The organism is Scandinavium sp. NPDC088450 (assembly GCF_044900545.1).
Classification (GTDB): Bacteria; Pseudomonadota; Gammaproteobacteria; order Enterobacterales; family Enterobacteriaceae; genus Scandinavium.
Window position 1 is genome coordinate 90,093 of record NZ_JBJDNI010000016.1, and the last position, 25,174, is coordinate 115,266.

General features: G+C 54.8%; 29 protein-coding genes. 17 read left to right on the forward strand and 12 right to left on the reverse strand.

The window, feature by feature from the left end; genetic code table 11:
- Positions 1 to 75 precede the first annotated feature (75 nt).
- Positions 76 to 999 (reverse strand): Kdo(2)-lipid IV(A) acyltransferase, encoded by a 924-nt coding sequence (locus tag ACI2I2_RS15245; RefSeq protein WP_404658653.1) that lies wholly within the window; start codon positions 997 to 999, stop codon positions 76 to 78.
- A 220-nt stretch (positions 1,000 to 1,219) separates the two neighbouring features.
- On the opposite strand from ACI2I2_RS15245, the gene ACI2I2_RS15250 reads away from it, so the two are divergent.
- The gene (locus ACI2I2_RS15250) at positions 1,220 to 2,311 is read left to right on the forward strand and encodes a rhodanese-related sulfurtransferase (RefSeq protein WP_404658654.1); all 1,092 of its coding nucleotides are present in this window, start codon (positions 1,220 to 1,222) and stop codon (positions 2,309 to 2,311) included.
- Here the strand turns inward: ACI2I2_RS15250 and ACI2I2_RS15255 are convergent.
- The 7 genes from ACI2I2_RS15255 to mdtH all read right to left on the reverse strand — a co-directional run bounded on the left by ACI2I2_RS15255 (position 2,273) and on the right by mdtH (position 7,596).
- Positions 2,273 to 2,386, reverse strand: a complete 114-nt coding sequence (locus tag ACI2I2_RS15255; RefSeq protein ID WP_330982068.1) for a DUF2770 family protein — start codon at positions 2,384 to 2,386, stop codon at positions 2,273 to 2,275. The two genes, ACI2I2_RS15250 and ACI2I2_RS15255, sit on opposite strands and share 39 nt — an antisense overlap.
- A 48-nt stretch (positions 2,387 to 2,434) precedes the next feature.
- Positions 2,435 to 3,553: an N-methyl-L-tryptophan oxidase gene (gene solA / locus ACI2I2_RS15260; RefSeq protein ID WP_404658655.1), complete on the reverse strand. Its 1,119-nt coding sequence runs from the start codon at positions 3,551 to 3,553 to the stop codon at positions 2,435 to 2,437.
- Positions 3,554 to 3,672: 119 nt separating this feature from the next.
- Complete coding sequence (gene bssS / locus ACI2I2_RS15265) at positions 3,673 to 3,927, reverse strand: biofilm formation regulator BssS (RefSeq protein ID WP_330982066.1); 255 nt, start codon at positions 3,925 to 3,927, stop codon at positions 3,673 to 3,675.
- Between the two features lie 282 nt (positions 3,928 to 4,209).
- Positions 4,210 to 4,455 carry a DNA damage-inducible protein I gene (gene dinI, locus ACI2I2_RS15270; protein ID WP_404658656.1) on the reverse strand — a complete coding sequence of 82 codons (246 nt, stop codon included), beginning with the start codon at positions 4,453 to 4,455 and terminating at the stop codon, positions 4,210 to 4,212.
- Positions 4,456 to 4,531: 76 nt separating this feature from the next.
- Positions 4,532 to 5,578, reverse strand: a complete 1,047-nt coding sequence (pyrC, locus tag ACI2I2_RS15275; protein ID WP_404658657.1) for a dihydroorotase — start codon at positions 5,576 to 5,578, stop codon at positions 4,532 to 4,534.
- A 142-nt stretch (positions 5,579 to 5,720) separates the two neighbouring features.
- Positions 5,721 to 6,281 carry a lipoprotein gene (locus tag ACI2I2_RS15280; protein ID WP_404658658.1) on the reverse strand — a complete coding sequence of 187 codons (561 nt, stop codon included), beginning with the start codon at positions 6,279 to 6,281 and terminating at the stop codon, positions 5,721 to 5,723.
- Between the two features lie 106 nt (positions 6,282 to 6,387).
- Positions 6,388 to 7,596: a multidrug efflux MFS transporter MdtH gene (mdtH, locus tag ACI2I2_RS15285; protein WP_404658659.1), complete on the reverse strand. Its 1,209-nt coding sequence runs from the start codon at positions 7,594 to 7,596 to the stop codon at positions 6,388 to 6,390.
- 222 nt (positions 7,597 to 7,818) lie between these two features.
- Here mdtH and rimJ point away from each other — a divergent pair, with 222 nt between their 5' ends.
- The 4 genes from rimJ (at position 7,819) to murJ (ending at position 11,641) form a co-directional block, all read left to right on the forward strand.
- Positions 7,819 to 8,403: a ribosomal protein S5-alanine N-acetyltransferase gene (gene rimJ, locus ACI2I2_RS15290; RefSeq protein WP_404658660.1), complete on the forward strand. Its 585-nt coding sequence runs from the start codon at positions 7,819 to 7,821 to the stop codon at positions 8,401 to 8,403.
- Positions 8,404 to 8,412: 9 nt separating this feature from the next.
- On the forward strand, positions 8,413 to 9,060 hold the full coding sequence (locus ACI2I2_RS15295) for a YceH family protein (RefSeq protein WP_404658661.1): 648 nt from the start codon (positions 8,413 to 8,415) through the stop codon (positions 9,058 to 9,060).
- Between the two features lie 2 nt (positions 9,061 to 9,062).
- Positions 9,063 to 9,989, forward strand: a complete 927-nt coding sequence (locus tag ACI2I2_RS15300) for a Gfo/Idh/MocA family protein (RefSeq protein WP_404658662.1) — start codon at positions 9,063 to 9,065, stop codon at positions 9,987 to 9,989.
- A 113-nt stretch (positions 9,990 to 10,102) separates the two neighbouring features.
- The gene (gene murJ, locus ACI2I2_RS15305) at positions 10,103 to 11,641 is read left to right on the forward strand and encodes a murein biosynthesis integral membrane protein MurJ (RefSeq protein ID WP_404658663.1); all 1,539 of its coding nucleotides are present in this window, start codon (positions 10,103 to 10,105) and stop codon (positions 11,639 to 11,641) included.
- A gap of 129 nt (positions 11,642 to 11,770) precedes the next feature.
- Here the strand turns inward: murJ and ACI2I2_RS15310 are convergent, their stop codons facing one another.
- Entirely contained in the window at positions 11,771 to 12,346 is a 576-nt protein-coding gene (locus ACI2I2_RS15310; protein WP_404658664.1) for a nuclear transport factor 2 family protein, read from the reverse strand.
- A gap of 118 nt (positions 12,347 to 12,464) precedes the next feature.
- Between ACI2I2_RS15310 and ACI2I2_RS15315 the strand changes: the two genes are divergently transcribed.
- The gene (locus tag ACI2I2_RS15315; protein ID WP_404658665.1) at positions 12,465 to 13,343 is read left to right on the forward strand and encodes a LysR substrate-binding domain-containing protein; all 879 of its coding nucleotides are present in this window, start codon (positions 12,465 to 12,467) and stop codon (positions 13,341 to 13,343) included.
- A 66-nt stretch (positions 13,344 to 13,409) separates the two neighbouring features.
- On the opposite strand, the gene flgN is transcribed toward ACI2I2_RS15315, so the two are convergent.
- The 3 genes from flgN to flgA all read right to left on the reverse strand — a co-directional run bounded on the left by flgN (position 13,410) and on the right by flgA (position 14,883).
- The gene (gene flgN / locus ACI2I2_RS15320) at positions 13,410 to 13,832 is read right to left on the reverse strand and encodes a flagella biosynthesis chaperone FlgN (protein ID WP_330982056.1); all 423 of its coding nucleotides are present in this window, start codon (positions 13,830 to 13,832) and stop codon (positions 13,410 to 13,412) included.
- A 4-nt stretch (positions 13,833 to 13,836) separates the two neighbouring features.
- The gene (gene flgM, locus ACI2I2_RS15325) at positions 13,837 to 14,130 is read right to left on the reverse strand and encodes a flagellar biosynthesis anti-sigma factor FlgM (RefSeq protein WP_330982055.1); all 294 of its coding nucleotides are present in this window, start codon (positions 14,128 to 14,130) and stop codon (positions 13,837 to 13,839) included.
- Between the two features lie 93 nt (positions 14,131 to 14,223).
- A complete protein-coding gene (gene flgA / locus ACI2I2_RS15330; RefSeq protein WP_404658666.1) occupies positions 14,224 to 14,883 on the reverse strand; it encodes a flagellar basal body P-ring formation chaperone FlgA in 660 nt (219 codons plus the stop codon).
- 158 nt (positions 14,884 to 15,041) lie between these two features.
- Here flgA and flgB point away from each other — a divergent pair, with 158 nt between their 5' ends.
- The 11 genes from flgB (at position 15,042) to flgL (ending at position 24,938) form a co-directional block, all read left to right on the forward strand.
- On the forward strand, positions 15,042 to 15,455 hold the full coding sequence (flgB, locus tag ACI2I2_RS15335; protein ID WP_330982053.1) for a flagellar basal body rod protein FlgB: 414 nt from the start codon (positions 15,042 to 15,044) through the stop codon (positions 15,453 to 15,455).
- Between the two features lie 3 nt (positions 15,456 to 15,458).
- The gene (gene flgC, locus ACI2I2_RS15340; protein WP_330982052.1) at positions 15,459 to 15,863 is read left to right on the forward strand and encodes a flagellar basal body rod protein FlgC; all 405 of its coding nucleotides are present in this window, start codon (positions 15,459 to 15,461) and stop codon (positions 15,861 to 15,863) included.
- A gap of 11 nt (positions 15,864 to 15,874) precedes the next feature.
- Positions 15,875 to 16,570 (forward strand): flagellar hook assembly protein FlgD, encoded by a 696-nt coding sequence (flgD, locus tag ACI2I2_RS15345; protein ID WP_404658667.1) that lies wholly within the window; start codon positions 15,875 to 15,877, stop codon positions 16,568 to 16,570.
- Positions 16,571 to 16,590: 20 nt separating this feature from the next.
- Positions 16,591 to 17,844 carry a flagellar hook protein FlgE gene (gene flgE, locus ACI2I2_RS15350; protein ID WP_330982050.1) on the forward strand — a complete coding sequence of 418 codons (1,254 nt, stop codon included), beginning with the start codon at positions 16,591 to 16,593 and terminating at the stop codon, positions 17,842 to 17,844.
- A 20-nt stretch (positions 17,845 to 17,864) separates the two neighbouring features.
- Positions 17,865 to 18,623, forward strand: a complete 759-nt coding sequence (locus ACI2I2_RS15355; protein ID WP_404658668.1) for a flagellar basal body rod protein FlgF — start codon at positions 17,865 to 17,867, stop codon at positions 18,621 to 18,623.
- Between the two features lie 13 nt (positions 18,624 to 18,636).
- Entirely contained in the window at positions 18,637 to 19,419 is a 783-nt protein-coding gene (gene flgG / locus ACI2I2_RS15360) for a flagellar basal-body rod protein FlgG (RefSeq protein ID WP_404658669.1), read from the forward strand.
- 57 nt (positions 19,420 to 19,476) lie between these two features.
- Positions 19,477 to 20,175 (forward strand): flagellar basal body L-ring protein FlgH, encoded by a 699-nt coding sequence (flgH, locus tag ACI2I2_RS15365; protein WP_330982047.1) that lies wholly within the window; start codon positions 19,477 to 19,479, stop codon positions 20,173 to 20,175.
- 11 nt (positions 20,176 to 20,186) lie between these two features.
- Positions 20,187 to 21,284, forward strand: a complete 1,098-nt coding sequence (locus tag ACI2I2_RS15370) for a flagellar basal body P-ring protein FlgI (protein WP_404658670.1) — start codon at positions 20,187 to 20,189, stop codon at positions 21,282 to 21,284.
- Positions 21,284 to 22,237, forward strand: a complete 954-nt coding sequence (gene flgJ / locus ACI2I2_RS15375) for a flagellar assembly peptidoglycan hydrolase FlgJ (protein ID WP_404658671.1) — start codon at positions 21,284 to 21,286, stop codon at positions 22,235 to 22,237. Before ACI2I2_RS15370 ends, flgJ begins: the two co-directional genes overlap by 1 nt.
- A gap of 75 nt (positions 22,238 to 22,312) precedes the next feature.
- Positions 22,313 to 23,974: a flagellar hook-associated protein FlgK gene (flgK, locus tag ACI2I2_RS15380; protein WP_404658672.1), complete on the forward strand. Its 1,662-nt coding sequence runs from the start codon at positions 22,313 to 22,315 to the stop codon at positions 23,972 to 23,974.
- Between the two features lie 13 nt (positions 23,975 to 23,987).
- Positions 23,988 to 24,938 carry a flagellar hook-associated protein FlgL gene (gene flgL, locus ACI2I2_RS15385; protein WP_404658673.1) on the forward strand — a complete coding sequence of 317 codons (951 nt, stop codon included), beginning with the start codon at positions 23,988 to 23,990 and terminating at the stop codon, positions 24,936 to 24,938.
- Positions 24,939 to 25,174: the final 236 nt, after the last annotated feature.

Below are 25,174 nucleotides of genomic sequence, written 5' to 3' on the forward strand. Positions count from 1 at the left end.
AGGCCTACGTATAAATCACAATTTAGGTTTTGTAGGCCGGATAAGCGCAGCGCCATCCGGCAATTTACAAGCAAATCAATAGCGCGAAGGCACGCCTTCCGGGCGAGTCTTAAAGCGGCGATGCAGCCACATATACTGCTCTGGCGCCATCAGAATACATTTCTCGACCACTTTGTTCATCCACGCGGCGGTGCTTTCGGCATCCTCAAGCGGGGGAGAGCATTCGGCATCCAGGATCACCAGTTCATAGCCCTTGCCGTCCGGTTTACGACGCGGCACGAAAGGGACAATGCAGGCCTTCGACATACGTGCAAGAGTGTATGTGCCGGAGGTGGTTGCGGCCTGGTTAACGGCAAAAAGCGGGACGAAGACGCTGCCCTGTGGGCCGTAGTCATGATCTGGCGCATACCAGATCACTTCGCCGTTTTTCAGGGCGCGGATCATGCCTTTCAGATCTTTACGGTCGAGCATATCTTTGTTGGAACGCATGCGGCCCCACGTCTGCACGAGGTCTATCACCGGATTGTCATTGGGACGATAAACGCCAATGCCAGGAGAAGCGTGCAGGCCGAACATGCGTGCTCCAATTTCCAGCGTCAGAAAGTGGATGCCAATCAGCAGAATGCCGCGTTGTTGTTCTTGCACCAGACGGATTTGATCGACACCGCTTGCATCGCTCCATTTGGCCATGCGTTTGTCAGACCAGAACCACGCCATGCCGGTTTCCATCAGACCCATGCCGACGGACTCGAAGTTTTTGACTACCCACTGATGGCGCTCATCTGCGCTCATCTCTGGAAAGCAAAGTTCCAGATTACGGTAAGCGATACTGGCCCGCCGTTTCATAAAACGCAGAGAAAGACGACCTACGGAGGTGCCGAGACGGTAAAGGAGAGGGTAGGGAAGTTGAACCACCAGCCACAATACGCCAACGCCAAGCCAGGTTAACCAATAACGTGGATGGAGGAGTGCGGAGGTGAATTTAGGTAAATGCGTCATCTCGGTCCTGTTCTATCTGACAACTGTCTCTATTATCGCACTTTTTTATCCTTGGCCCAAATTCGGGCCGACGGAACGGTGCTTATTACGGCAAATGTAGATCAGTGTAGCGGTTTCAAGTGAGAGAAATGTAGCGCAAAATGTGGGGATGTAAATTCGCAGCACATGCTATATGATGCGCCCCGCGAATTTCTCATAGATGATTGCAGGAACCAACACCATGCCAGTGTTACACAACCGCATCTCGAATGAGCAACTGAAGGCGCAGCTGATGGCCGAAACCGAGCCGCGCACGACGATCTCATTCTATAAATATTTCACTATTACCGACCCTAAAGCCACGCGTGACGCCCTGTATCAGGCGTTTTCTAAGCTCAGCGTGTTCGGTCGTGTCTATCTTGCCCACGAAGGCGTCAACGCCCAAATCAGCGTACCGGAAAGCAAAGTCGAGGCTTTTCGTGAGCTGCTGTACGGCTTTGATCCGGCGCTGAATAATCTGCGTCTCAATATTGCCTTAGATGACGATGGTAAATCGTTCTGGGTGCTGCGCATGAAAGTGCGCGATCGCATTGTGGCGGACGGTATCGATGACCCGACGTTTGATGCCAGTGACGTGGGTGAGTACCTGAAAGCGGCAGAAGTGAACGCCATGCTGGACGATCCGGACGCTGTGTTCATCGACATGCGTAACCACTACGAATACGAAGTGGGGCATTTCGAAAACGCGCTGGAAATCCCGGCAGACACCTTCCGCGACCAGTTGCCGAAAGCGGTCGAAATGATGGAAGAGTACCGCGACAAGAAAATCGTGATGTACTGCACCGGCGGCATTCGCTGTGAGAAAGCCAGTGCTTTTATGAAGCACAAAGGCTTTAACAAGGTGTGGCACATCGAAGGTGGGATTATCGAATATGCACGCCGTGCTCGTGAGCAGGGTTTGCCAGTGCGTTTCATCGGCAAAAATTTTGTCTTCGATGAGCGTATGGGCGAGCGTATTTCAGAAGATGTGATTGCCCATTGTCATCAGTGTGGTGCGCTTTGTGACACGCACACCAATTGCCTGAATGACGGGTGCCATCTGCTGTTTATTCAGTGTCCGACTTGTGCTGAAAAATTCCAGGGGTGCTGCAGCGAGCTGTGTCAGGAAGAGAGCCAGTTGCCGGAAGAAGAGCAGCGTCGCCGTCGGGCTGGGCGTGAAAACGGCAATAAAATTTTCAATAAATCTCGCGGCCACCTCAATACACGTTTAGGGATTCCCGACCCGAAGCCAGCCTCAGAAGAAGTAAAGGTAGATGAGGTCAATGGCGGCTAACAGCAGCCAGAGCACCAGCCAGACCACAAAGTGTTCGCGGATGTTGTTCAGCAGATAATCATAAATGCGTCGCATGAAAGTCTCGTGATGAAAGCCCGGTGTGTACCGGGCTTTTTGCATCTGTCAGGCGGTGAAACGCGACAGACGGAAGGGCGAGAGATCAAACGCAGAAGGTTTCCCCTGCGCAAAATCGGCAGCGATTTCACCCAGTACCGAAGCGAATTTAAACCCATGACCGCTCAGGCCGCTAATAAGCAGGGTATTCGCCTGTCCTGGCAGCGTGTCGATAATAAAATCTTCATCCGGGGAGTTGTCGTAGGTACAGGCCGCACCGTGCAGACACCCACCAATACCCGGCAAAACATTTCGCAAGAAGTTAAACGCTTCTGAGCCGTCCGTTGCCACCGCGCCAAAGGGTTTGCGTTCTTCAGGCGAGCTAATCACCTGCCCACCGTTGTGTTTGCCAATCTTCAGTTCGTTATCTTCCGCCGGGAAACCATAATACTGATCGCCGTTTGGCAGCTCGCCGGTGAATGCTGGGAAGTTATTTTTACGGCTGTAGCGGCCGTCGGCCTGGAACCAGGCAAACACTTTACGCACAGGCTGGATAGGCAGTTCAGGTAAAAGTTTCGTGACCCAGGTCCCCGCGCTAACCAACAGGCGTTTGCCCTGGTATTCGCCTTCGGCCGTTTTCACCGTGACGCCATCGGCGTGATGCTCGATAGCGGTGACCGGGCAATTAAACAGCTGTGCACAACCGGCTTCACGGGCTAACTCAATCCATGCCTTCACGGCGAGTTCACTTTTCAGCACACCGGAAGCGGGCTCGAACAGCGCGATGTAATCGTCCGGAACACGAATCTCAGGCCAGCGTTTCATGACGGCCTGAGCGTCCAGTTTTTCAACATGCAGACCAAATTGCTGAGCGCTCTGCGCCACATTGCTGAGGAACGGTGAATGGGCAGGGCCAAGATTGACCACGCCAGTTTGCTCAAAAATAGGTTCACCGCTGAGGGCCGCGAGCTCATCCCAAAGCTCCTGTGCACGCAGCACCATCGGCACGTATTTTTCGCCTTCACCATAAGCGTGACGAATCAGGCGCGTATCGCCATGGTGGCTGCCGTCAGCGTGAGGGGGAAGATGAGCATCCGTCATCAGGACGGACAACCCTGCGCGAGCAGCATAGTAACCGGCGGCGGCACCGACAGAGCCGCTGCCGATAATAATTAAGTCGTAATTCATACGTTTCTCTCAGCTCTTTTCTTTATTAGCAGAGTAATTAATCTGATTCAGCGTGACAAGGGCACAAATAATTAAGGCACCCATAGGGTGCCTGTTGCGTGAATTTTCAGCATTATGCACTAATGCCTGCGATACTCGTTTTCCTGGAATTCGCCCGATTCTATTTTCGCGATACCCGCTTCTAAAATGGAAATAAACTGGCGGGCGACATCGGTCGTTAACCATAACGTCTGGCCGATTTCTGCTTCGTTGTGACTTGGCTCTGTGGGGTTCTGGTAGTGCAGGCGCAGCATCAACGCATCGTAGCTGTCTACGGTGCTGATGTCCCATCCAACGAGTGGGTGGGTCTGGATGACTTCATTATTCTTTTCCATCATAACCCCTTATTAGCGTGTTTAAAGACAACGGTTCGAGGTTCAATGCATGTTTTCTGAAGCAAACTAATTATATCAACAACTATGAAAATATTCGAATTTTTAGCTGAACAGCAAGATCTTTTTCTGCATCATTCGTTTTTTTGAACAATAAAACGGCAGTTAGTTCGTTATTTTTTAAAAGATTAACGATGCAATAAGAAAATGGTTAAAAAAGGCTCAATGAAAAAATAAAAAAGCCGGGGCGACCCGGCAAACGTTAACACAATGATGGAGCATTTTTTAATCAGTGATAAACCAGTCATCAGCACTTTCCCAGGTTTCCTGGAGAATTTCGCTGATGCGGTCTTTGTCTTCTTTCGGCGCACCGATAACAGAAAGGTTGTTGGCGGCGGCATAGCGCACGCTGACCTGACCGTCACGGTCGGGAAACTGGTCGAGAATACGGCGGGAAAGCTCGCTGGTCAGCGCATCAATAGCGCCAGCAGGTAAGACGGTCGTTTTGGCAATGGTCACTTCAATACGCATAGTTTGCCCCCTGTTGAGTATACTGGATATTTATACAGTTAGTTTTAGCAACTTACAACAGGGGACAGACACTTTTTTAGCGGACTACGCTCCAGTTAACGGTTTCACCCGCCAGGAACGGGATCAGCGTGTCGTCGGTGAGGGCGATACTTTCGACAACCTGGCTCTCTTTACGCTCCAGTTCGATAAAGCTTTCATTCACTGGCAGGCCGTAGAACTGTGGGCCATTGAGCGAGCAGAACGCTTCAAAATGCTGCAGCGCATTCATCTCTTCAAACACCGTCGCGTAGCTGGCAAGTGCGGTTGGGGCGTTGAAGCAACCCGCGCAGCCGCAGCTGGCTTCCTTACGATGGCGTGCGTGTGGGGCGGAATCGGTGCCCAGGAAAGCACGCGTAAAGCCGCTGGCAACCAGTTCACGCAGCGCCTGCTGGTGGATGTTGCGCTTGAGGATCGGCAAGCAATACAGGTGAGGGCGCACGCCGCCTACCAGCATGTGGTTGCGGTTGAACATCAGATGTTGAGGCGTAATGGTGGCAGCAATCAGCTCGTTACCGTCACGCACATATTCCGCGGCATCTTTGGTAGTGATGTGTTCGAACACGACTTTGAGGCCCGGTAAGCGCTGACGCATCGGCTCCATCACGGATTCAATAAAACGCGCTTCGCGGTCAAAAATATCGATGTCAGCGTGAGTGACTTCCCCGTGAACCAGCAGGGGCATGCCGAGCTTTTCCATGCGTTCAAGCACCGGCATGATGGCATCAATGCTGATTACGCCATGGCTGGAGTTGGTGGTGGCATTCGCTGGATAAAGCTTCGCGGCGGTGAAGACGCCTTCTTTGAACCCGCGCTCAAGTTCATTCGGGTCGAGTGTATCGGTCAGGTAGCAGGTCATCAGCGGCGTAAAATCATGCCCCGCTGGTACAGCATCCAGAATGCGCTGGCGATAGCTGATGGCAGCTTCGACGGTGGTGACAGGTGGCACCAGGTTTGGCATCACAATCGCACGGCCATACACTTCACTGGTATAAGGCACGACGGTTTTCAACATATCGCCATCACGCAGATGGATATGCCAGTCGTCGGGGCGGCGGATTTTCAGGCGATTGGATTGGGCTGTCATGGTGGGCTCCGGCTGGTTAATAAGGGCTATTTTTGCCGGGCACTAAGGATAAGCGGAAACGTTTTCCTTTGCACTCTTTTGTTTAAAAAAGGTCAGCGCGAAAAAAAGGGCGCTGATGCGCCCTTGATGAATGAATCCGCAATCAATCGGTAAACGGAATCACGATTTCGCCTGGCTTCACTTCAATGCCTTTGGCTAATTTCTTCGCCATCGCTTCACCTTCGCTGGCATCGTCACGCAGAACATACGCTGGCTGTTTATTGAAGTAGCTGCGCAGAGACTGATTCAGGTACGGCATCATGGTCTGCACCACGGATTGCATTTTTTCCGGCTGAACTTTGGCATCGACCACTTCCATTTCCTGCAGGAAGATGGCGCCTTTCTCTTTATTAAAGACCGGCAGCGCTTTCAGTTTCAGGTCGATGGTTGCTTTCTGGTTGCCAAACAGCGAGGTCATGTCCAGATTCGCCACACCGTTCAGTGTGATTTTATTCGGTTCTTCGCGTCCGATAGCGCTGGAGAGATTGCTGAGCACAATGTGCGCATCCGCCACGCCAGGCAGGCCAATATCTTTGGAGAAATTATTGTGCTTTTGCAGCGCCTGATTAATTTCCTGCTCGCTCACGGAGTACTGCGTCAGCTTGTTACAGCCAGACAGCACGGCACTGGCCATCATCACAGCCACAAACAACATCTTCTTCATGGAGGTCCTCAATATATTGCCTTTGTCTCATCCTGACACAAAGCAGCATGCCCTGTCAGTACAATGCACACCAGCAGAATGCGCTGAATTGTTACCATGGTTGACATTATACCCGTGGCACCATCCCGGCCGCCGCTCTTTTCTGGCTAAACTGCCACCACAGCGCCAGGAACGTCATGAAGCCAATGGCACCCAGCATCGCCCAGGGAAGCTCCGGCTGTGACATCGCTTTTCCTGCGTCAAACAACCAACCGCCACCGGCGTAACCGAGCGCGCCACCGAAAGCCAGACCAAGCCGACTAAAGCCCATGTAGCTGCCACGCGCCCGCGGGTCAGCAAGCTGTGCGTTCAGCGTTTCTCTGGCCGGTTCCGCGATAATCGAGCCGATATAGAACACGCAAATCAAGGTAAACAGCTGTTGTAGATTGCTTGATAACCCGATGGGCAACATCGCCAGCGTCATGATGAGCAGCCCCGCCATCAAACGATGTTCAAGGCGGAAACGCTTTTCGCTCCAGCGGGCGATAGGGTAGAGCAGAGTGAGCGACAGCACTGCTTCAATGGCATACATCCACTTCACCGCCGCCGCTGAACCGGCGATATCGTTAACCATGATCGGCAGCATCAACATCACCTGCACCGCCAACATGTAATAGCCGGTAAGCGTCAGCACATAGGTCACAAAGCGTTTATCGCTCAGTACTCGTGAAAGCCCTTCGCGCACAGGCGTTTTCACCGTAGAGAGTTTCCAGGCAGGCAGATACCAGGCATTAAAGGCCGCGCAAAGAATAAACAACACAGCGCCGACGCTGCACACAAGACGAAAATCATATTGCAGCAGCCAACTGCCGAGCAGGGCACCGATCACCGCGCCAGCACTGTCCTGCATCATCAGCAAAGAGAAGAAACGCCCACGCTGTTGCGGGCGCACCAGTTTGACCACCAGCGCCGCACGAGGCGGATCAAACAGTGTGCCGCCAAGCCCGGAAAGAATGCACGAAAGCCAAAGCATCCACGGCTCATGCGCAATCGCCATGGTGGCAAAACCCGCAGCACGCATCAGCATGCCGGTGACAATCATCGGTTTGGCGCCGAAGCGGTCGGCTATCGCGCCGCCAAAAATCCCCAGACCTTGCTGCACGAACTGGCGTAATCCTAGCGCGATGCCAACCATCAGTGCGGCCCAGCCCATTTGATCGACAAAACGAATGGAGATCAGCGGAAACACGACAAAAAAGCCGAGCACAACCAGCATGTTGTCGACTAGCAGGAAATATTTACCCAGGCTTCGCGCCTGCGAGATGCGGGACGGCATTTCCCCTCCAGGGAAACAGAACGGTGAGGCTACCATTCTAGCGTGACAATCGGAGGTTTCTTGCAGCGAGGTGCGACAATATTTTTTTATCAAAAGACATTTTTGATAGAGTTAATTTATCGAAAAGCAGAAGTGACGCAGAAAATCGTAGGTTGCTGTTTTCACAAGGTGCCAGCGGGCAGGTATAGTGAAGACAATTGCGATGTTGAGGAGTGGGGTAAGATGTTTGGCTACCGCAGTAACGTGCCGAAAGTGCGCTTAACAACCGACCGGCTGGTGGTGCGTCTGGTTCATGACCGTGATGCCTGGCGACTGGCTGACTATTACGCCGAAAATAAAGCGTTCTTAAAACCCTGGGAACCCGTTCGTGACGACAGCCATTGCTACCCTTCAGGCTGGCAGGCGCGATTATCGATGATCAGCGAATTTCACAAACAGGGCTCTGCGTTTTACTTCGCCCTGCTCGACCCGGAAGAGAAAGAGATTATTGGCGTGGCTAATTTCTCGAACGTTGTCCGGGGCTCATTCCATGCGTGTTATCTAGGCTACTCCATCGGCCAGAAGTGGCAGGGGCAAGGGCTGATGTATGAAGCGCTGACCTCGGCGATTCGTTACATGCAGCGCACCCAGCACATTCATCGCATTATGGCCAACTACATGCCGCACAATCAGCGCAGTGGCGCACTGCTGGCGAAGCTTGGCTTTGAAAAAGAAGGGTATGCCAAAGATTATCTGCTGATTGACGGGCAGTGGCGTGACCATGTTCTGACGGCGCTGACCACCCGCGAGTGGACGGCAGGTCGCTAAGGAGAAACCATGAAATATCAGTTAACGGCGCATGAAGCGCGAGTGATTGGCTGTCTGCTGGAAAAGCAGGTGACGACGCCGGAACAGTATCCTTTATCGGTCAATGCCGTGACGTTGGCCTGCAACCAGAAAACCAACCGTGAACCGGTGATGTCGCTCTCTGAGAGCGAAGTGCAGGACCAACTGGATCAACTGGTGAAGCGCCATTATCTGCGGACGGTTAGTGGGTTTGGCAATCGTGTCACCAAATACGAACAGCGTTTTTGCAATTCCGAATTTGGCGATTTGAAACTGACGGCGGGAGAAGTCGCGCTGATCACTACGCTGCTGCTGCGTGGCCCACAAACGCCAGGCGAACTGCGCAGCAGAGCACAGCGTATGCATGAATTTGGTGATACTGCCGAAGTCGAAAATGCGCTTGAGCATCTGGCCGCGCGTGAAGATGGCCCGTTCGTGGTGCGCCTGCCGCGTGAGCCTGGCAAGCGTGAACAGCGTTATATGCATCTGTTTAGCGGTGAAGTGGACCTTTCAGCCAGCGTGCCAGAAAGCGCTTCACCCGCCACCAACGATTTGGCTGAGCGCGTTGAAGCCCTTGAAGCGGAAGTCGCCGACCTCAAACAGCGCCTGGATTCTCTGCTGGCTCATTTAGGAGACTGAACGTGACCGCAAAAATTCGAATCGGCGTTGTAGGGCTCGGGGGGATCGCGCAAAAAGTGTGGCTGCCGGTACTGAGCGCTGCCAATGACTGGACGCTGCAAGCCGCGTGGTCTCCCGGGCGCGAAAAAGCGCTACGCATCTGTGAGACCTATCGCGTGCCGCTGGCTGATTCCCTGCAACATCTGGCTTCTCAGTGCGATGCGGTATTCGTGCACAGTGCCACTGCAACGCATTACAGCGTAGTCAGTGAACTGCTGAATGCCGGTGTGCACGTCTGCGTGGATAAGCCTCTGGCGGATAAACTCAGCGATGCTATTCGTCTGCTGGAACTGGCCGAAAAGAAAAAGCTCACCTTGATGGTTGGCTTTAATCGCCGTTTCGCCCCGCTTTATCGCGAGCTGAAAACGCATCTCTCTGGTGGTGCTTCATTGAGAATGGATAAACACCGTACCGATAGCGTCGGGCCACACGATCTCCGTTTCACGCTGCTTGATGACTATCTTCACGTTGTTGATACGGCGCTGTGGCTGGCGGGCGGTAAACCTCAGTTAAGTGGTGGAACATTGCAGACGACTGAGCAGGGGGAAATGCTCTATGCCGAGCACCATTTCAGCCTGCCGCAGATGCAAATTACCACCAGCATGCACCGTCGGGCTGGCAGCCAGCGTGAAGGGGTGCAGGCTGTGACCGATGGCGCGCTGATTGATATCACCGACATGCGCGACTGGCGTGAAGAGCGGGGCGCTGGCGTGATAGAACGCCCGGTGCCAGGTTGGCAAAGTACGCTCGAACAGCGTGGCTTTGCAGGTTGTGCCCGCCATTTCATTGAATGCGTGCAAAATCAGACAGTTCCCGAAACCGCAGGTGAACAGGCGATTGCCGCCCAGCGTCTGGTTGAAAAACTGTGGCAGGAGGCCATGAGCGAGTAAGCCCCTGTAACATCTGCCAGTAGAAATTACCGGGGATCCAGGTAGACTATCGCCACTTTCCAGCGTCCGTTATTCGGACGCTCTTTGTTTCAGGGTTGTGGAATCACACGTTAATGAACCTGTTAAAATCGCTGGCGGCCGTCAGCTCGATGACCATGTTTTCTCGCGTGCTCGGGTTTGCGCGCGATGCCATTGTGGCGAGGGTTTTTGGGGCAGGAATGGCAACCGACGCCTTTTTCGTTGCCTTCAAACTGCCAAACCTGCTGCGCCGTATTTTTGCGGAAGGCGCATTCTCTCAGGCGTTCGTGCCTATTCTTGCAGAATACAAAAGCAAACAGGGTGAAGACGCGACGCGTGTTTTTGTTTCTTACGTCTCAGGCCTCTTAACGCTGGCGCTGGCTGTCGTCACCATTGTCGGGATGCTGGCTGCACCGTGGGTTATCACCCTTACAGCCCCAGGCTTTGCGAATACTGCCGAAAAATTTGCGCTGACCAGCCAACTGCTGCGGATCACGTTTCCGTATATTCTGCTGATCTCTCTTGCCTCGCTGGTGGGCGCTATTCTCAACACCTGGAACCGCTTCTCAGTGCCAGCGTTTGCGCCAACGTTCCTCAATGTCAGCATGATTGGTTTTGCGCTGTTTGCCGCGCCTTACTTCAATCCTCCTGTGCTGGCGCTGGCGTGGGCGGTGACTGCGGGCGGCGTGCTACAGCTGTTTTATCAACTGCCGCACCTGAAAAAAATCGGCATGCTGGTGCTGCCACGCATCAACCTGAAAGATGCAGGTTCACTTCGTGTAGTTAAACAGATGGGCCCGGCGATCCTCGGCGTTTCCGTCAGTCAGATCTCCCTCATCATCAACACCATCTTCGCCTCGTTCCTGGTGTCGGGTTCAGTCTCGTGGATGTACTACGCCGACCGTCTGATGGAGTTTCCTTCCGGCGTATTGGGCGTGGCGCTCGGGACGATCCTGCTGCCGTCGCTGTCGAAAAGTTTCGCCAGTGGCAATCACGATGAGTATTGCCGCCTGATGGACTGGGGTCTGCGTCTGTGCTTCCTGCTCGCGCTGCCGAGTGCGGTGGCATTGGGGATTCTGGCAAAACCGCTGACGGTTTCGCTGTTCCAGTACGGGAAATTTACCGCCTTTGATGCCGCGATGACGCAACGCGCGCTGGTGGCGTATTCCGTCGGTCTGGTAGGGCTGATTGTGGTGAAGGTGCTGGCTCCTGGCTTCTATTCGCGTCAGGACATCAAAACGCCGGTCAAAATCGCCATTCTTACCCTGATCATGACGCAGTTGATGAACCTGGCGTTTATCGGCCCGCTGAAACATGCCGGGCTGTCGTTGTCGATTGGTCTGGCGGCTTGCCTTAATGCGAGCCTGCTGTACTGGCAGTTGCGTAAGCAGAAAATTTTCACCCCACAACCGGGCTGGGGCAAATTCTTTGCACGCATGATTGCGGCGGTGCTGGTGATGTCGGCGGTGCTGCTTGGCATGATGCACATCATGCCTGAGTGGTCGCAGGGCTCGATGCCGTTCCGCCTGATGCGTTTGATGGCGGTCGTGGTCGCGGGGATTGTGGCTTACTTCGCCACGCTGATGCTTTTAGGTTTCCGCGTGAAGGAATTCGCGCGCCGTACTGCAGGGTAAACAGCAAAAATCCTCTTTTGAGAGGATTTTTTAGTGTTTGCACCCCTCGCCCTGTGGGAGAGGGGCGGGGGAGAGGGCATCAGGCAGCTCTGTCCCCTATTTCAGCGCCACCCGGCACAATTCAAATCACTACGCCTTCAACCACGCCACGCCTTCAGCTTTCATTTTCCTTTCCAGCTCGCTGCCGCGAGTCGCGAACACGCGATTCACCGGGAAGCCACTTTTCTCCAGCACATAGGCCAACGCCGCATATTCGCGCGGGTATTTCTGGCAAACCGCCATATCAATGTCGACCAGCCCAAGCGGGAAGCTAAAGCTGCCCATGTCATACACGCTCTGACGATGGGTAATTTTCCAGCTGCCGTTGCGTTTTTCTACACGATCATAAAAGCGGTTATGGACGCAGCAGCCGAGGTTCAGTTTGATGTTTTCGCCAATGATCATGGCGTTGGTTTCGACAATCGCCTTGTCGCCGTTAAAAGTGATTACTGGCGCGCCAATCATGTGTTTGGTTTTTAAATCCGATTCACCCATCCGTGCCGACGCATCGATGAAGTTGCTCGCCAGCCCTTCAAACCAGGTGATTTCAATCGTCGCGTCAGCGTGAAAAAGCGAACGCATCGCTTCCCATTCAGCCAAATCACGGTGGATCCAACCTGTCATCAGGTCACTGATTTGCAGACGATCTTCAACTGTGTTGTTCATAATGTCGCTCCGGTTAACGTTGTCATGTCGTTTTGATGGAGCTGAGTATTGCGCTTAGCATCGATAACATCCAATATTCAATGTTGACTGATTAATCATTAATAATGATGGATGAAATATGGATCTCCGCCAGCTCCGCTACTTTCTGGCTGTGGCGAAAGAAAAGCACTTTGGTCGCGCGGCAGCCGCATTAAATATCGTCCAGCCTGCGCTTAGTATGCAAATACGCGCTCTGGAAGAAGAGCTTGGCGGCGCGCTCTTTCATCGCAGCAGTCGCCGGGTTGAACTGACCCCGGCGGGAAAAGTGTTTCAGGTTGAAGCCCAGAGAACGCTTGATCAGGCCGAGTTTGCACGCCATAGCGCAGAACGAGCGCTGCGTGGTGAAACGGGCAGCATCCGTATCGGCTATGCAGGAAATGCCATTTTCAGCGGCAGGTTGATGCAGGATCTTCGGGCGTTTCATCAACACTTTCCCGACGTTGAGATTGTGCTTCAGGAGCGAGGGCTGCAGCAGCAGGTGGAGGATATTCTCGACGGCCAGCTGGATATTGGCTATTCCCCGGATCACAGTGCGCTGAGCTGCACGAGCCTCGAAGTGCAGCGTCTTGGCGAGTGGAACATGCTGATCGCCGTTGCGGATAACCATCCTCTGACGCGTGAAAAAACCATTACGCTCGACATGCTGGCAGACCAACCGTTGGTCCTTTACGACGCCCATGATGCAGATGAACGCCTGACGGTGAAGCTAAGCCAAAGCCTGGGAAGTCGATTAAACATTGCCCATCGCACGGGCAGCAGCCTGAACGTGCTGGCTATCGCCGCGGCGGGATTAGGCGTGGCATTGGTACCGGAACCGTTAGAGCAAGTGCACGTTCCAGGGCTGGCCTATCGTCACCTTGATGCACCGGAACTGAAGGCCAATTTGCTGATGATCGCCCGAAAAGAGGAGAGCAACCCAGCCGTGAAAACCTGGCTGAAACAAGTGGGGAAGGGGTAAAGCAAAACGGCAGGACCAAGGGCTGAATGCCAGCGCCCGGCGACCTGCTGCTTTTAAAGTTGGGTGTTATACGGAGAACTTCTTCCCGCCGCGAGGCGTACTGGAGGTCTGACCGTTTTTGCCATACAGCCCGGGTTCCTGATGGGGTTTCAGCACCTCAATGGCTTGCTGATTTCGTTCAAGCTGGCCTTCCAGCAACCAGCCGTTGTGCTGGTTCAGGTCACGCAAATGCTGGGTTTTTTCGGTAATGTTTTGCCAGCGCTCGGCCACGTCATCATTGGCGCAGCGCATCGCTTCCTGTTCGAGCCGACGCTGTTTTTCCAGATAATCCAGGGTCGCCAGCAACGAGCTTTTTTCTTCGGTGATACGCTGCAAAGTGCTGCCGTTCACGCTGCCCGCGGAAAGCTGTTGTTGCTCGGCATCCATCACTTCTTTGAGCGAGTTCAGGATGACGGTCATGTGATCCAGTATTTCTGACAGACGACTCATGCTTTTATTTACTCTGCAGCCAGCTCTGGGTATCCGCAATCAGGGCGTCGGCGATTTTGCCGGTATCCATTTTCAGGTCGCCGTTACGGATGGCGTTTTTCAGTGTTTCCACGCGTTCCATATTGATGTCGCTGGTGCGCGGTTGCATCAGGCTGGATTGCGCTTCGCTCAACGTCACATTGGTGCTGTTGGCGGTGGACGATTTATCCAGACGGGTTTTCTGCGCCTGGGCTTCATTCGGCTCACGCGGCTGAACGGCGTTAACGGGCTTCAGGGGCGATGTACGATCAATGCTCATTGTCCTGTCCTCATCGAGGTTTCGTGGCGCGACTGCCTGCCATCATCGGTTGTTGATTATTTATCGGCAAGCATCACGGAATCTTTAAAAACATTATAGGTTAATCAGAATATTCCCATCCGAATCAACCTGACCGCTCACCACCTGGCCTGAAGGCATCCTCACGCGGGCATTTTGTGCCACGGCGGCATTGTTTAGCGCCTGGCCTTCACCGTTAACACTAAAGCCGTCACCGCTGGCAATAACCTGCACTTTTTGCCCGGCTTTCACACGCCAGGACTGCCGTAGCATCGATAACTGAACAGGCTGGCCGGGCGCAAGATCGCGCAACATGACCGCATCCTGAGCCTGGTTAATATCCAGCATCGTGCGCGGTGGCAACTGATCTAACCGGCCACGTTTGAGCGTCACGCTTCCCGGTGTCAGGGTGGTGCCGCGCGCAATCGGCTGAGCCGCCACAACATAGTTGCCTGTCGCGGCAACCATCACCTGAATATACCGTTTCTCCGTTCCGCACTGGGCCAGCACGGTCTGGTTTCCCCACAAACGGGCATTGCCCATTACGCTCAGCGCCGGTTGCTCGCACTGCGGCATGAGGTTGCCCGCACTGCGCACCGTCACGACCACACTGTCGCTAAAACCGGCGAGGCGCTGGGTAAAAAAGTCAGTGAGCTGCGGGGTCATATCCTGCGCCATCGCTGCCGGGCTTAAGAGCGCCAGCATCACCACGAGCGTGCGTTTCAGGTTTCGCATTGCCAACTCCAGTCTGTCGGGGATGACGGAATTTTACCTTTACCGACAGAACATCAACGCAACAAATAGCGATGCATTTTGTGTTTATTCCGGCGATGGCGTCTTGAGATTGGGATTAATCTGAACGCTGAATGAACTTTGCCCTTAGCGGAGGAGACATGCTCGATAAACTCGATGCCGCGCTACGTTTTCAACAGGAAGCGTTAAACCTGCGTGCTCAGCGTCAGGAAATACTGGCCTCTAACATCGCTAACGCCGATACCCCGGGGTATCAGGCGCGTGATGTCGATTTTGCTTCAGAACTCAAAAAAGTGATGGAACGCGGGCGCGCGCAAACCAGCAGCGTGTCGTTGACGCTGACCTCCGAGCGCCACATTCCGGCCCAGGCGATGTCTGCCCCCTCTGTTGACCTGATGTATCGGGTCCCCGACCAGCCTTCAATGGACGGTAACACCGTCGACATGGATCGGGAGCGTACGCAATTCGCCGACAACAGCCTGCAATACCAGACCGGCCTGACCGTGCTGGGCGGGCAAATCAGAAGCATGATGACCGTGCTACAGGGGAACTAAGCCATGGCTTTACTGAATATTTTTGATGTGGCGGGCTCCGCGCTGACGGCCCAGTCCAAACGTCTGAACGTGGCGGCCAGTAACCTCGCCAACGCCGACAGTGTGACCGGACCCGACGGCCAGCCTTATCGCGCCAAACAAGTGGTTTTTCAGGTGGATGCGCCGACAGGGGCGGCAACCGGTGGCGTAAAAGTGGCTGACGTGCAGGAAAGCCAGGCGCCTTTCAAGATGGTCTTTCAGCCGGGCAACCCGCTGGCGGACGCCAAAGGCTACGTGAAGATGCCTAACGTCGATGTGGTCGAGGAGATGGTCAACACCATGTCAGCGTCCCGCAGCTATCAGGCCAACGTTGAAGTCCTCAATACCGTCAAGAGCATGATGCTCAAAACACTGACCCTCGGCCAGTAACGGAGAAACCGATGTCTATTGCCGTCAATGTCAACGACCCGACTAACACCGGCGTCAGCACCACCAAAGCCACCAGCGGTGACTTAACCAGCAGCAACGCGTCCGACCTGCAAAGCAGCTTCCTGACGCTGCTGGTAGCCCAGCTGCAAAACCAGGACCCCACCAACCCGATGGACAACAGCCAGTTGACCTCGCAGCTGGCGCAAATCAGCACCGTCAGCGGGATTGAGAAACTCAATACCACGCTGGGTTCTATCTCCGGTCAGATTGATAACAGCCAGTCTTTGCAGGCCTCAAACCTGATTGGTCACGGCGTGATGATCCCAGGTTCCGTGGTTCTGGCAGGGGCGAATTCTGATGGTTCCGCCAGCACCACGCCGTTTGGGGTTGAGTTAACCCAGGCGGCGGACAAAGCCACGGCGACCATCACTGACAGCAGCGGCAAAGTGATCCGCACGCTGGACTTAGGCGCTCAGACCGCAGGCGTACACACCTTTACCTGGGACGGGACTGCCGCTGATGGCACGACGGTTCCGGATGGCGCTTACAGCGTCTCGATTGCCGCGAGCACAAACGGCACCCAACTGGTGGCTCAGCCGCTCCAGTTCGCGCTTGTGCAAGGGATTACGAAGGGAAGCAGCGGTAATCTGCTGGATCTCGGCACGTATGGCACCACCACGCTCGACGAAGTTCGTCAGATTATTTAACCCTTAGCAGGAGTAAAGACATGGCCTTTTCTCAAGCGGTCAGCGGCCTGAACGCGGCCTCCACCAACCTCGACGTGATCGGCAACAACATCGCCAACTCCGCCACCTACGGCTTTAAATCCGGGACGGCCTCGTTTGCAGATATGTTCGCTGGTTCTAAAGTTGGGCTGGGCGTTAAAGTCGCCGGGATAACCCAGGACTTTACCGACGGCACCACCACCAGCACCGGGCGTGCGCTGGATGTCGCCATCAGCCAGAACGGCTTCTTCCGTCTGACGGACAGCAACGGTTCCGTCTATTACAGCCGTAACGGCCAGTTCAAACTGGATGAAAACCGCAATCTGGTGAACATGCAGGGCCTGCAGCTGACCGGTTATCCGGCCACCGGCACGCCGCCAACCATTCAGCAGGGTGCAAACCCGGTTGGTCTGAGCATTCCCAATACGTTGATGGCGGCGAAAGCAACCACCACTGCATCGATGCAGATTAACCTCAACTCCACCGATGCTAAGCCAGCGACCTCACCGTTTGATGCGACTAACTCCGACACCTACAACAAGAAAGGTACCGTCACGGTCTATGACTCTCAGGGTAACTCTCACGACGTAAACCTGTATTACGTTAAAACGGCGGATAACACCTGGGATATTTATACCCAGGACTCCAGCGTTGCAGGTGCGAAAGCAGTACAAGCCGCACAAATGAATTTTGACAATAACGGCACCCTGACAGGCGTGGGAACCTACGCTGGCGGTGTGCTGACGCCTCCAGCGACAGGCGCTAAACCTGAATTTGGTATTCCGTTGGTGGGCCTGAACGGTTCAGCAGGCGGTACCTTCACCCTCAGCCTCGCTAACTCCATGCAGCAGAACACCGGCTCCAACGACATCGTTGCGACCAACCAGAACGGTTACAAGCCGGGCAACCTGGTGAGCTACCAGATTAACGACGATGGCACCGTGGTCGGCAACTACTCCAACGAACAGACTCAGCTTCTTGGTCAAATCGTGATGGCGAACTTTGCCAATAACGAAGGCCTGCAGTCGGAAGGTGACAACGTCTGGTCAGCAACTCAGTCTTCTGGCGTGGCGCTGCTGGGAACTGCGGGTACCGGGAACTTCGGCACCCTGACCAACGGTGCGCTGGAAGCGTCCAACGTCGACCTGAGTAAAGAACTGGTGAACATGATTGTCGCGCAGCGTAACTATCAGTCGAACGCGCAGACCATCAAAACCCAGGATCAGATCCTCAACACCCTGGTTAACCTGCGCTAAGCGCCTGACGGGACGGCTTCATGGATCACGCAATTTATACCGCGATGGGCGCGGCAAGTCAGACGATGGAACTGCAGGCGGTCACCGCCAGCAACCTCGCCAATACCTCTACGCCGGGCTTTCGCGCGCAATTGACCGCGCTGCGAGCGGTGCCGGTCAACGGGGAGACTTACCAGACTCGTACGCTGGTGGCGGGCTCGACGCCTGGCGCCGACATGACACCCGGTCAGCTCGACTATACCGCGCGTCCTCTGGACGTGGCGTTGCAGCAGGACGGCTGGCTGGCCGTTCAGGCCGCAGACGGCACGGAAGGATATACCCGCAACGGCAGCATTCAGGTGAGCTCCACGGGGCAGTTGACCATTCAGGGCAACCCGGTGCTGGGCGATGGCGGCGGGCCTGTGGTGGTGCCGGAAGGCTCAGAAGTCACCATCGCAGCAGACGGCACCATTTCCGCGCTCAACCCGGGTGATCCGGCCAACACCATTGCGCCGGTCGGCAAACTCAAAATGGTGAAAGCGGCGAATAACGAAGTGATTCGTGGTGATGACGGCATGTTCCGCCTGACCGCCGCGGCTCAGGCGACTCGTGGGCAGACCTTGCAGTCTGACCCGAGCGTGCGTCTGCAGTCCGGCGTGTTAGAGGGCAGTAACGTCAAACCCGTGGCGGCGATGGCCGAGATGATTGCCAGCTCTCGCCGTTTTGAAATGCAGATGAAGGTCATCAGCAGCGTTGACGACAACGCGCAGAAGGCTAACCAGCTACTGTCAATGAGCTAATAACAGGACATCTATGATCAGTTCATTATGGATCGCCAAAACCGGTCTCGACGCGCAGCAAACCAACATGGACGTTATCGCCAATAACCTGGCAAACGTCAGCACCAACGGGTTTAAGCGTCAACGTGCCGTGTTTGAAGACCTGCTTTACCAGACCGTGCGCCAGCCAGGTGCCCAGTCTTCTGAACAAACCACGCTGCCTTCCGGCCTGCAAATTGGTACCGGCGTTCGTCCAGTCGCCACTGAGCGTATTCACACTCAGGGCAACCTGTCGCAGACCGACAACAGCAAAGATGTGGCGATTAAAGGCGAAGGTTTCTTCCAGGTTCTGTTGCCTGATGGCACCTCTGCTTATACCCGCGACGGCTCTTTCCAGGTCGATCAGAATGGTCAACTGGTGACGGCAGGCGGCTATCAGGTTCAGCCTGCTATCACCATTCCAGCGAACACTCTGAGCATTACCATTGGCCGTGACGGCGTGGTGAGCGTCACTCAGCAGGGGCAAACCAACCCGGTGCAGGTGGGACAGCTCAACCTGACCACCTTTATGAACGATGCCGGGTTGGAAAGCATTGGTGAGAACCTCTACACCGAAACGCAGGCTTCCGGTGCGCCAAACGACACCACGCCAGGTCTGAACGGCGCGGGTTTGCTGTATCAGGGTTATGTGGAAACCTCGAACGTCAACGTGGCGGAAGAGCTGGTCAACATGATTCAGGTTCAGCGTGCGTATGAGATCAACAGCAAGGCGGTTTCAACCACCGACCAGATGCTGCAGAAACTCACTCAGCTGTAAGTTGTCTCCGGTGCGGATTTCCCGCACCGGATTTTTTTGATTCAGAAGATAAAGGCCATGCACAAATCCTCAGCGCTTCGTTATCCGTTCTTCGTGCTTCTTGCTCTGACGCAGGCAGGATGCGCATGGATCCCTTCTAAACCGTTGGTGGAAGGGGCGACCACGGCACAACCTGTGCCCGGCCCGGTGCCAGTGGTCAATGGGTCTATTTTTCAAAGCGCCCAGCCGATTAACTACGGCTATCAACCGCTGTTTGAGGACCGTCGTCCGCGCAATATTGGTGACACTCTGACCATCCAGTTGCAGGAAAACGTCAGCGCGTCGAAGAGTTCTTCCGCGAATGCCAGCCGCGACGGCAAAACGAATTTCGGCTTCGACACCGTGCCGCGTTATCTGCAAGGCCTGTTTGGCAATGCCCGCGCCGATGTGGACGCTTCTGGTGGCAACTCCTTTAACGGGAAAGGCGGCGCTAACGCCAGCAATACCTTCAGCGGCACGCTGACGGTGACCGTGGATCAAGTGCTGGCTAACGGCAACCTGCACGTGGTGGGTGAAAAACAAATCGCCATCAACCAGGGCACAGAATTTATTCGCTTCTCGGGCGTGGTTAACCCTCGCACGATCAGCGGCAGTAACACTGTACCGTCTACACAAGTGGCGGACGCGCGTATCGAATACGTGGGTAACGGCTATATCAATGAAGCGCAGAACATGGGCTGGCTGCAGCGTTTCTTCCTTAATCTCTCACCGATGTAACGAGGTGACTTATGTTTAAAACTCTGGTTGGCATTGCTCTGGTTCTGGTGGCGGGATTCGCCCAGGCCGATCGCATTCGTGACCTCACCAGCGTACAGGGCGTACGTCAAAACTCGCTGATCGGCTACGGGCTGGTGGTAGGACTTGACGGTACCGGTGACCAGACGACGCAAACGCCGTTCACCACGCAAAGTCTGAACAACATGTTGTCGCAGCTTGGGATCACGGTTCCGGCTGGGACCAACATGCAGTTAAAAAACGTGGCGGCGGTCATGGTGACGGCGCAACTCCCGGCGTTTGGCCGTCAGGGGCAAACCATCGACGTGGTGGTGTCCTCAATGGGTAACGCGAAAAGCCTTCGCGGCGGTACGCTGTTGATGACTCCTTTAAAAGGCGTTGATAGCCAGATTTATGCCCTCGCTCAGGGCAATATACTTGTTGGCGGTGCTGGCGCCTCTGCGGGTGGCAGCAGCGTGCAGGTTAACCAGCTGAACGGCGGGCGTATCACCGGTGGCGCGACCATCGAACGTGAACTGCCTAGTCAGTTTGGGGCGGGTAACACCATTAACCTGCAGCTTAACGAAGACGACTTCGGCATGGCGCAGCAGATTGCCGATACCATCAACCGCCGCGGCGGATTTGGCATGGCAACCGCTCTGGATGCCCGTACCGTGCAGATTCAGGGTTCAAGCGGCAACAGCAGTCAGGTACGCATGCTGGCGGACATTCAGAACCTGGAAGTGAACGTCACGCCTCAGGATGCGAAAGTAATCATCAACTCGCGTACCGGATCGGTGGTAATGAACCGCGAAGTCACGCTGGATAACTGTGCGGTGGCGCAAGGCAACTTGTCCGTCACGGTCAACCGTTCTGCTCAGGTCAGCCAGCCGGATACGCCATTTGCTGGCGGCTCAACGGTGGTGACACCGCAGACGCAAATCGACCTGCGTCAGAGCGGCGGTGCGATTCAAAGCGTGCGTTCCAGCGCCAACCTGAATAACGTCGTGCGGGCGCTTAATGCGCTGGGAGCATCACCGCTGGAACTGATGTCTATCCTGCAATCCATGCAGAGCGCGGGTTGCCTGCGTGCCAAAGTGGAAATCATCTGATGCTGGGCGACAGCAAGCTGATGGCGAGCGCGGCCTGGGACGCGCAATCGCTCAACGAACTGAAAATGAAAGCCGGACAGGATCCACGGGCGAATCTCAAGCCCGTGGCCCGTCAGGTGGAAGGCATGTTCGTGCAAATGATGCTGAAAAGCATGCGTGATGCGCTGCCGAAAGACGGCCTGTTCAGCAGCGATCAGACCCGGCTTTATACCAGTATGTACGATCAGCAAATTGCTCAGCAGTTGACGGCGGGCAAAGGGCTTGGGCTTGCCGATGAGATGGTGAAACAAATGGCGGCAGCGCAAGGGGAAGTGAAAGACCAGCCTGCGCAGGTGCCGCTGAAGTTTGACCTCGAAACGGTGACCAGCTATCAGAACTCGGCGCTGACGCAAATGGTGCGTAAAGCGATGCCGAAAGCGCCGACGGCAACGGATGCCGCGGATTTGTCGGGCGACAGCAAGGACTTCCTCACACAGCTCTCGCTGCCTGCGAAACTCGCCAGTGAACAAAGCGGTATTCCTCATCACCTGATCCTTGCTCAGGCGGCGCTGGAATCGGGTTGGGGGCAACGGCAAATCCGCCGCGAAAACGGCGAACCGAGCTTCAACCTCTTTGGCGTGAAAGCCTCTTCAGACTGGAAGGGCAAAGTCACGGAAATCACCACCACCGAATATGAAAACGGTGAGATGAAAAAGGTGAAGGCGCGCTTCCGCGTCTACAGCTCCTATCTTGATGCGCTGTCGGATTACGTTGGCCTGTTAACCCGTAATCCTCGCTACGCCGCCGTCACCAAAGCGGCAACGCCAGAGCAGGGCGCACAGGCCTTGCAGAACGCCGGTTACGCCACGGACCCGAACTATGCACGCAAGCTCACCAGCATGATCCAGCAGCTAAAAGGAATGAGTGAGAAGGTCAGTAAGGCGTACAGCAACGACATTGAAAATCTGTTCTGAAACCGCTCAAGTTCACCTGAACAGTGCCGATAATCTTCGTCAGGACCCGTGTCTCAAAAGAATAAAGGAACCTCCATGTCCAGTTTATTTAATAGTGCAATGAGCGGCCTTGGCGCTGCACAGGCGGCACTGAATACCGTCAGTAACAACATTGCCAGTTATAACGTGGCTGGCTATACCCGCCAGACGACGGTCCTGTCGGCGTCAAACAGTACGCTGGGTATGGGCGGTTGGGTCGGGAACGGTGTGACTGTGACCGGCGTGCAGCGCGAATATAACGCCTTTATCAGCAACCAGCTGAATGCGGCACAAAACCAGAGCAGCGGCCTGACCACGCGTTATCAGCAGATGTCGAAAATCGACGATATGTTGTCTGACACCACTAATTCCATTTCAGCGACCTTGCAGGACTTTTTCACCAGCCTGCAAACGCTGGTCAGCAACGCCGAAGACCCGGCTGCTCGCCAGACGGTGATCGGCAAAGCGCAAGGTCTGGTCAATCAGTTCAAAACCACCGATCAGTATCTGCGTGATCAGGACAAGCAGGTTAACGGCGCGATTGCTTCCAGCGTCGACCAGATTAACAACTACTCGCAGCAGATTGCCTCCCTTAACGACAAGATTTCCAAACTCACCGGTGTGGGCGCAGGCGCATCGCCAAACGATTTGCTCGACCAGCGTGATCAGCTCGTCAGCCAGTTAAACCAGCTGGTCGGCGTGGAAGTGAACGTCCAGGACGGCGGCACGTATAACATCACCATGGCCAACGGTTACAGCCTCGTGCAGGGCAGTACCTCACACAAACTGGCGGCGGTGCCAAGCAGTGCCGATCCTTCTCGTACCACGGTTGCGTATGTCGATAACGTTGCCGGGAATATCGAAATTCCGGAAAAACAGCTGACTACCGGTTCGCTGGGCGGCCTGATTACGTTCCGTTCTCAGGATCTCGATCAGACCCGTAATAGCCTGAACCAGATGGCGCTGTCGTTTGCTAACGCGTTCAATGCGCAAAACGCGCAGGGTACGTATATTGATGCTGACGGTAATACAAAGACCGGTGGCAATTTCTTCACTATCGGCACACCGTCAGTCCTGAGCAACACGCGTAACACCGGGACAGCGCAGCTGACGGCAACCGTCGATCCTGCCAACAGCACTAAAGTGCAGGCCACGGATTACAAAGTCAGTTTTGATGGCAGCAACTGGCAGGTCACGCGTCTGTCGGACAACACCAGCGTCACGGTGGACGACAGCACGGCAGGTACGCTGAAGTTTGATGGTCTTAGTGTCGATGTCAGCGGCAATCCCGCCCAAAATGACAGTTTCACCGTGAAGCCAGTGGCGAACGCTATCGTCAATATGAGTGTGGCCATTTCTGACCCCAGCACCATTGCGATGGGTCTGCCGGATGGCAACAGCGGCGAAAGTGATAACCGCAACGGCCAGGCGATGCTGGATCTGCAAAACAGCAAGCTGGTCGGCGGCAACAAATCCTTTAACGATGCCTATGCGGCGCTGGTGAGTGACGTGGGGAACAAAACCGCTAACCTCGAAACCAGCAGCACGACACAGGGCAACGTGGTCACGCAGCTGACAAAACAGCAGCAGTCCATTTCTGGCGTTAGCCTCGATGAGGAATACGGCAATCTGCAGCTGTTCCAGCAATATTACCTGGCGAATGCTCAGGTTCTGCAGACCGCCAGCACCCTGTTCGATGCCATCATCAACATTCGCTAAGGAGAAGTGAACGATGCGTGTGACCACTTTAATGATGTACCAGCAAAACATGCGTGGTATCACTGACTCTCAGTCCACCTGGATGAAGTACGGTGAGCAGATGTCCACCGGGCTGCGTGTGAACCGTCCTTCCGATGACCCGATTGCTGCTTCTCAGGCTGTTGTCCTTTCTCAGGCCCAGGCGCAAACCGCACAGTTTGCGTCCGCACGTAGCTTTGCGACTCAGCGTATCTCTCAAGAAGAGAACACCCTGTCGCAGGTGACGACGGCTATCCAGTCTGCACAGGAAAAAATCGTTTATGCGGGTAACGGCACGCTGAGCGACGATGACCGCGCTTCACTGGCGACAGATCTGCAAGGTATTCGTGACCAGTTGCTGAACCTGGCGAACAGCCAGGATGGTAACGGCCGCTATATGTTTGCGGGTTACAGCACTGATACGGCACCTTTCGCTGCTGACGGCACTTATGGCGGCGGTACAACCAACGTCGAGCAGCAGGTGGATTCTTCGCGCACCATGGTTATCGGTCATACGGGTGATAAGATTTTCAACTCCATTACTTCCAATGCGGTAAAAGAGCCAAATGGTGACGACTCTGAAACGAATCTCTTTGCCATGCTCGACAGCGCTATTAAGGCACTAAACACGCCGGTGGCTGACAACGAGGCGGACCAGGCAACGGCCCAAGCGGCGATTGATAAAACCAACCGTGGTCTGCGCAACTCACTCAACAACGTGCTGACGGTCCGTGCCGAAGTGGGTACCCAGCTTAACGAACTCGATAAGCTGGATGCGTTGGGCGATGATCGCAAACTTAGCCAGACACAACAGATGAGTGACCTGGTGAACGTGGACTGGAACGAAACCATCTCCAACTACACCATGCAGCAGGCGGCCCTTCAGGCCTCCTACAAAACCTTCAGCGATATGCAGGGAATGTCCCTGTTCCAGTTGAATAAATAAGCCTCAACCTTTTAGAACCTGTCATGAAACTGGGCAGGTTCTCTCTGCCCGCGCCACTCACCCCGGCGCGGGCTTTTTTTTGAAGGTAAACAGCAAGCGCTTCTTCCAGGGAGCGCTTTAGTGTTTGCTCCCTCTCCCCGTGGGCTGAGGTATCCCCACAAAAGTGAAAAGCACGATGAAGTGTGATCTACTGGTTGCGCTAACAAAACAGAAGAGACCTCATCGTGCCTTTACAG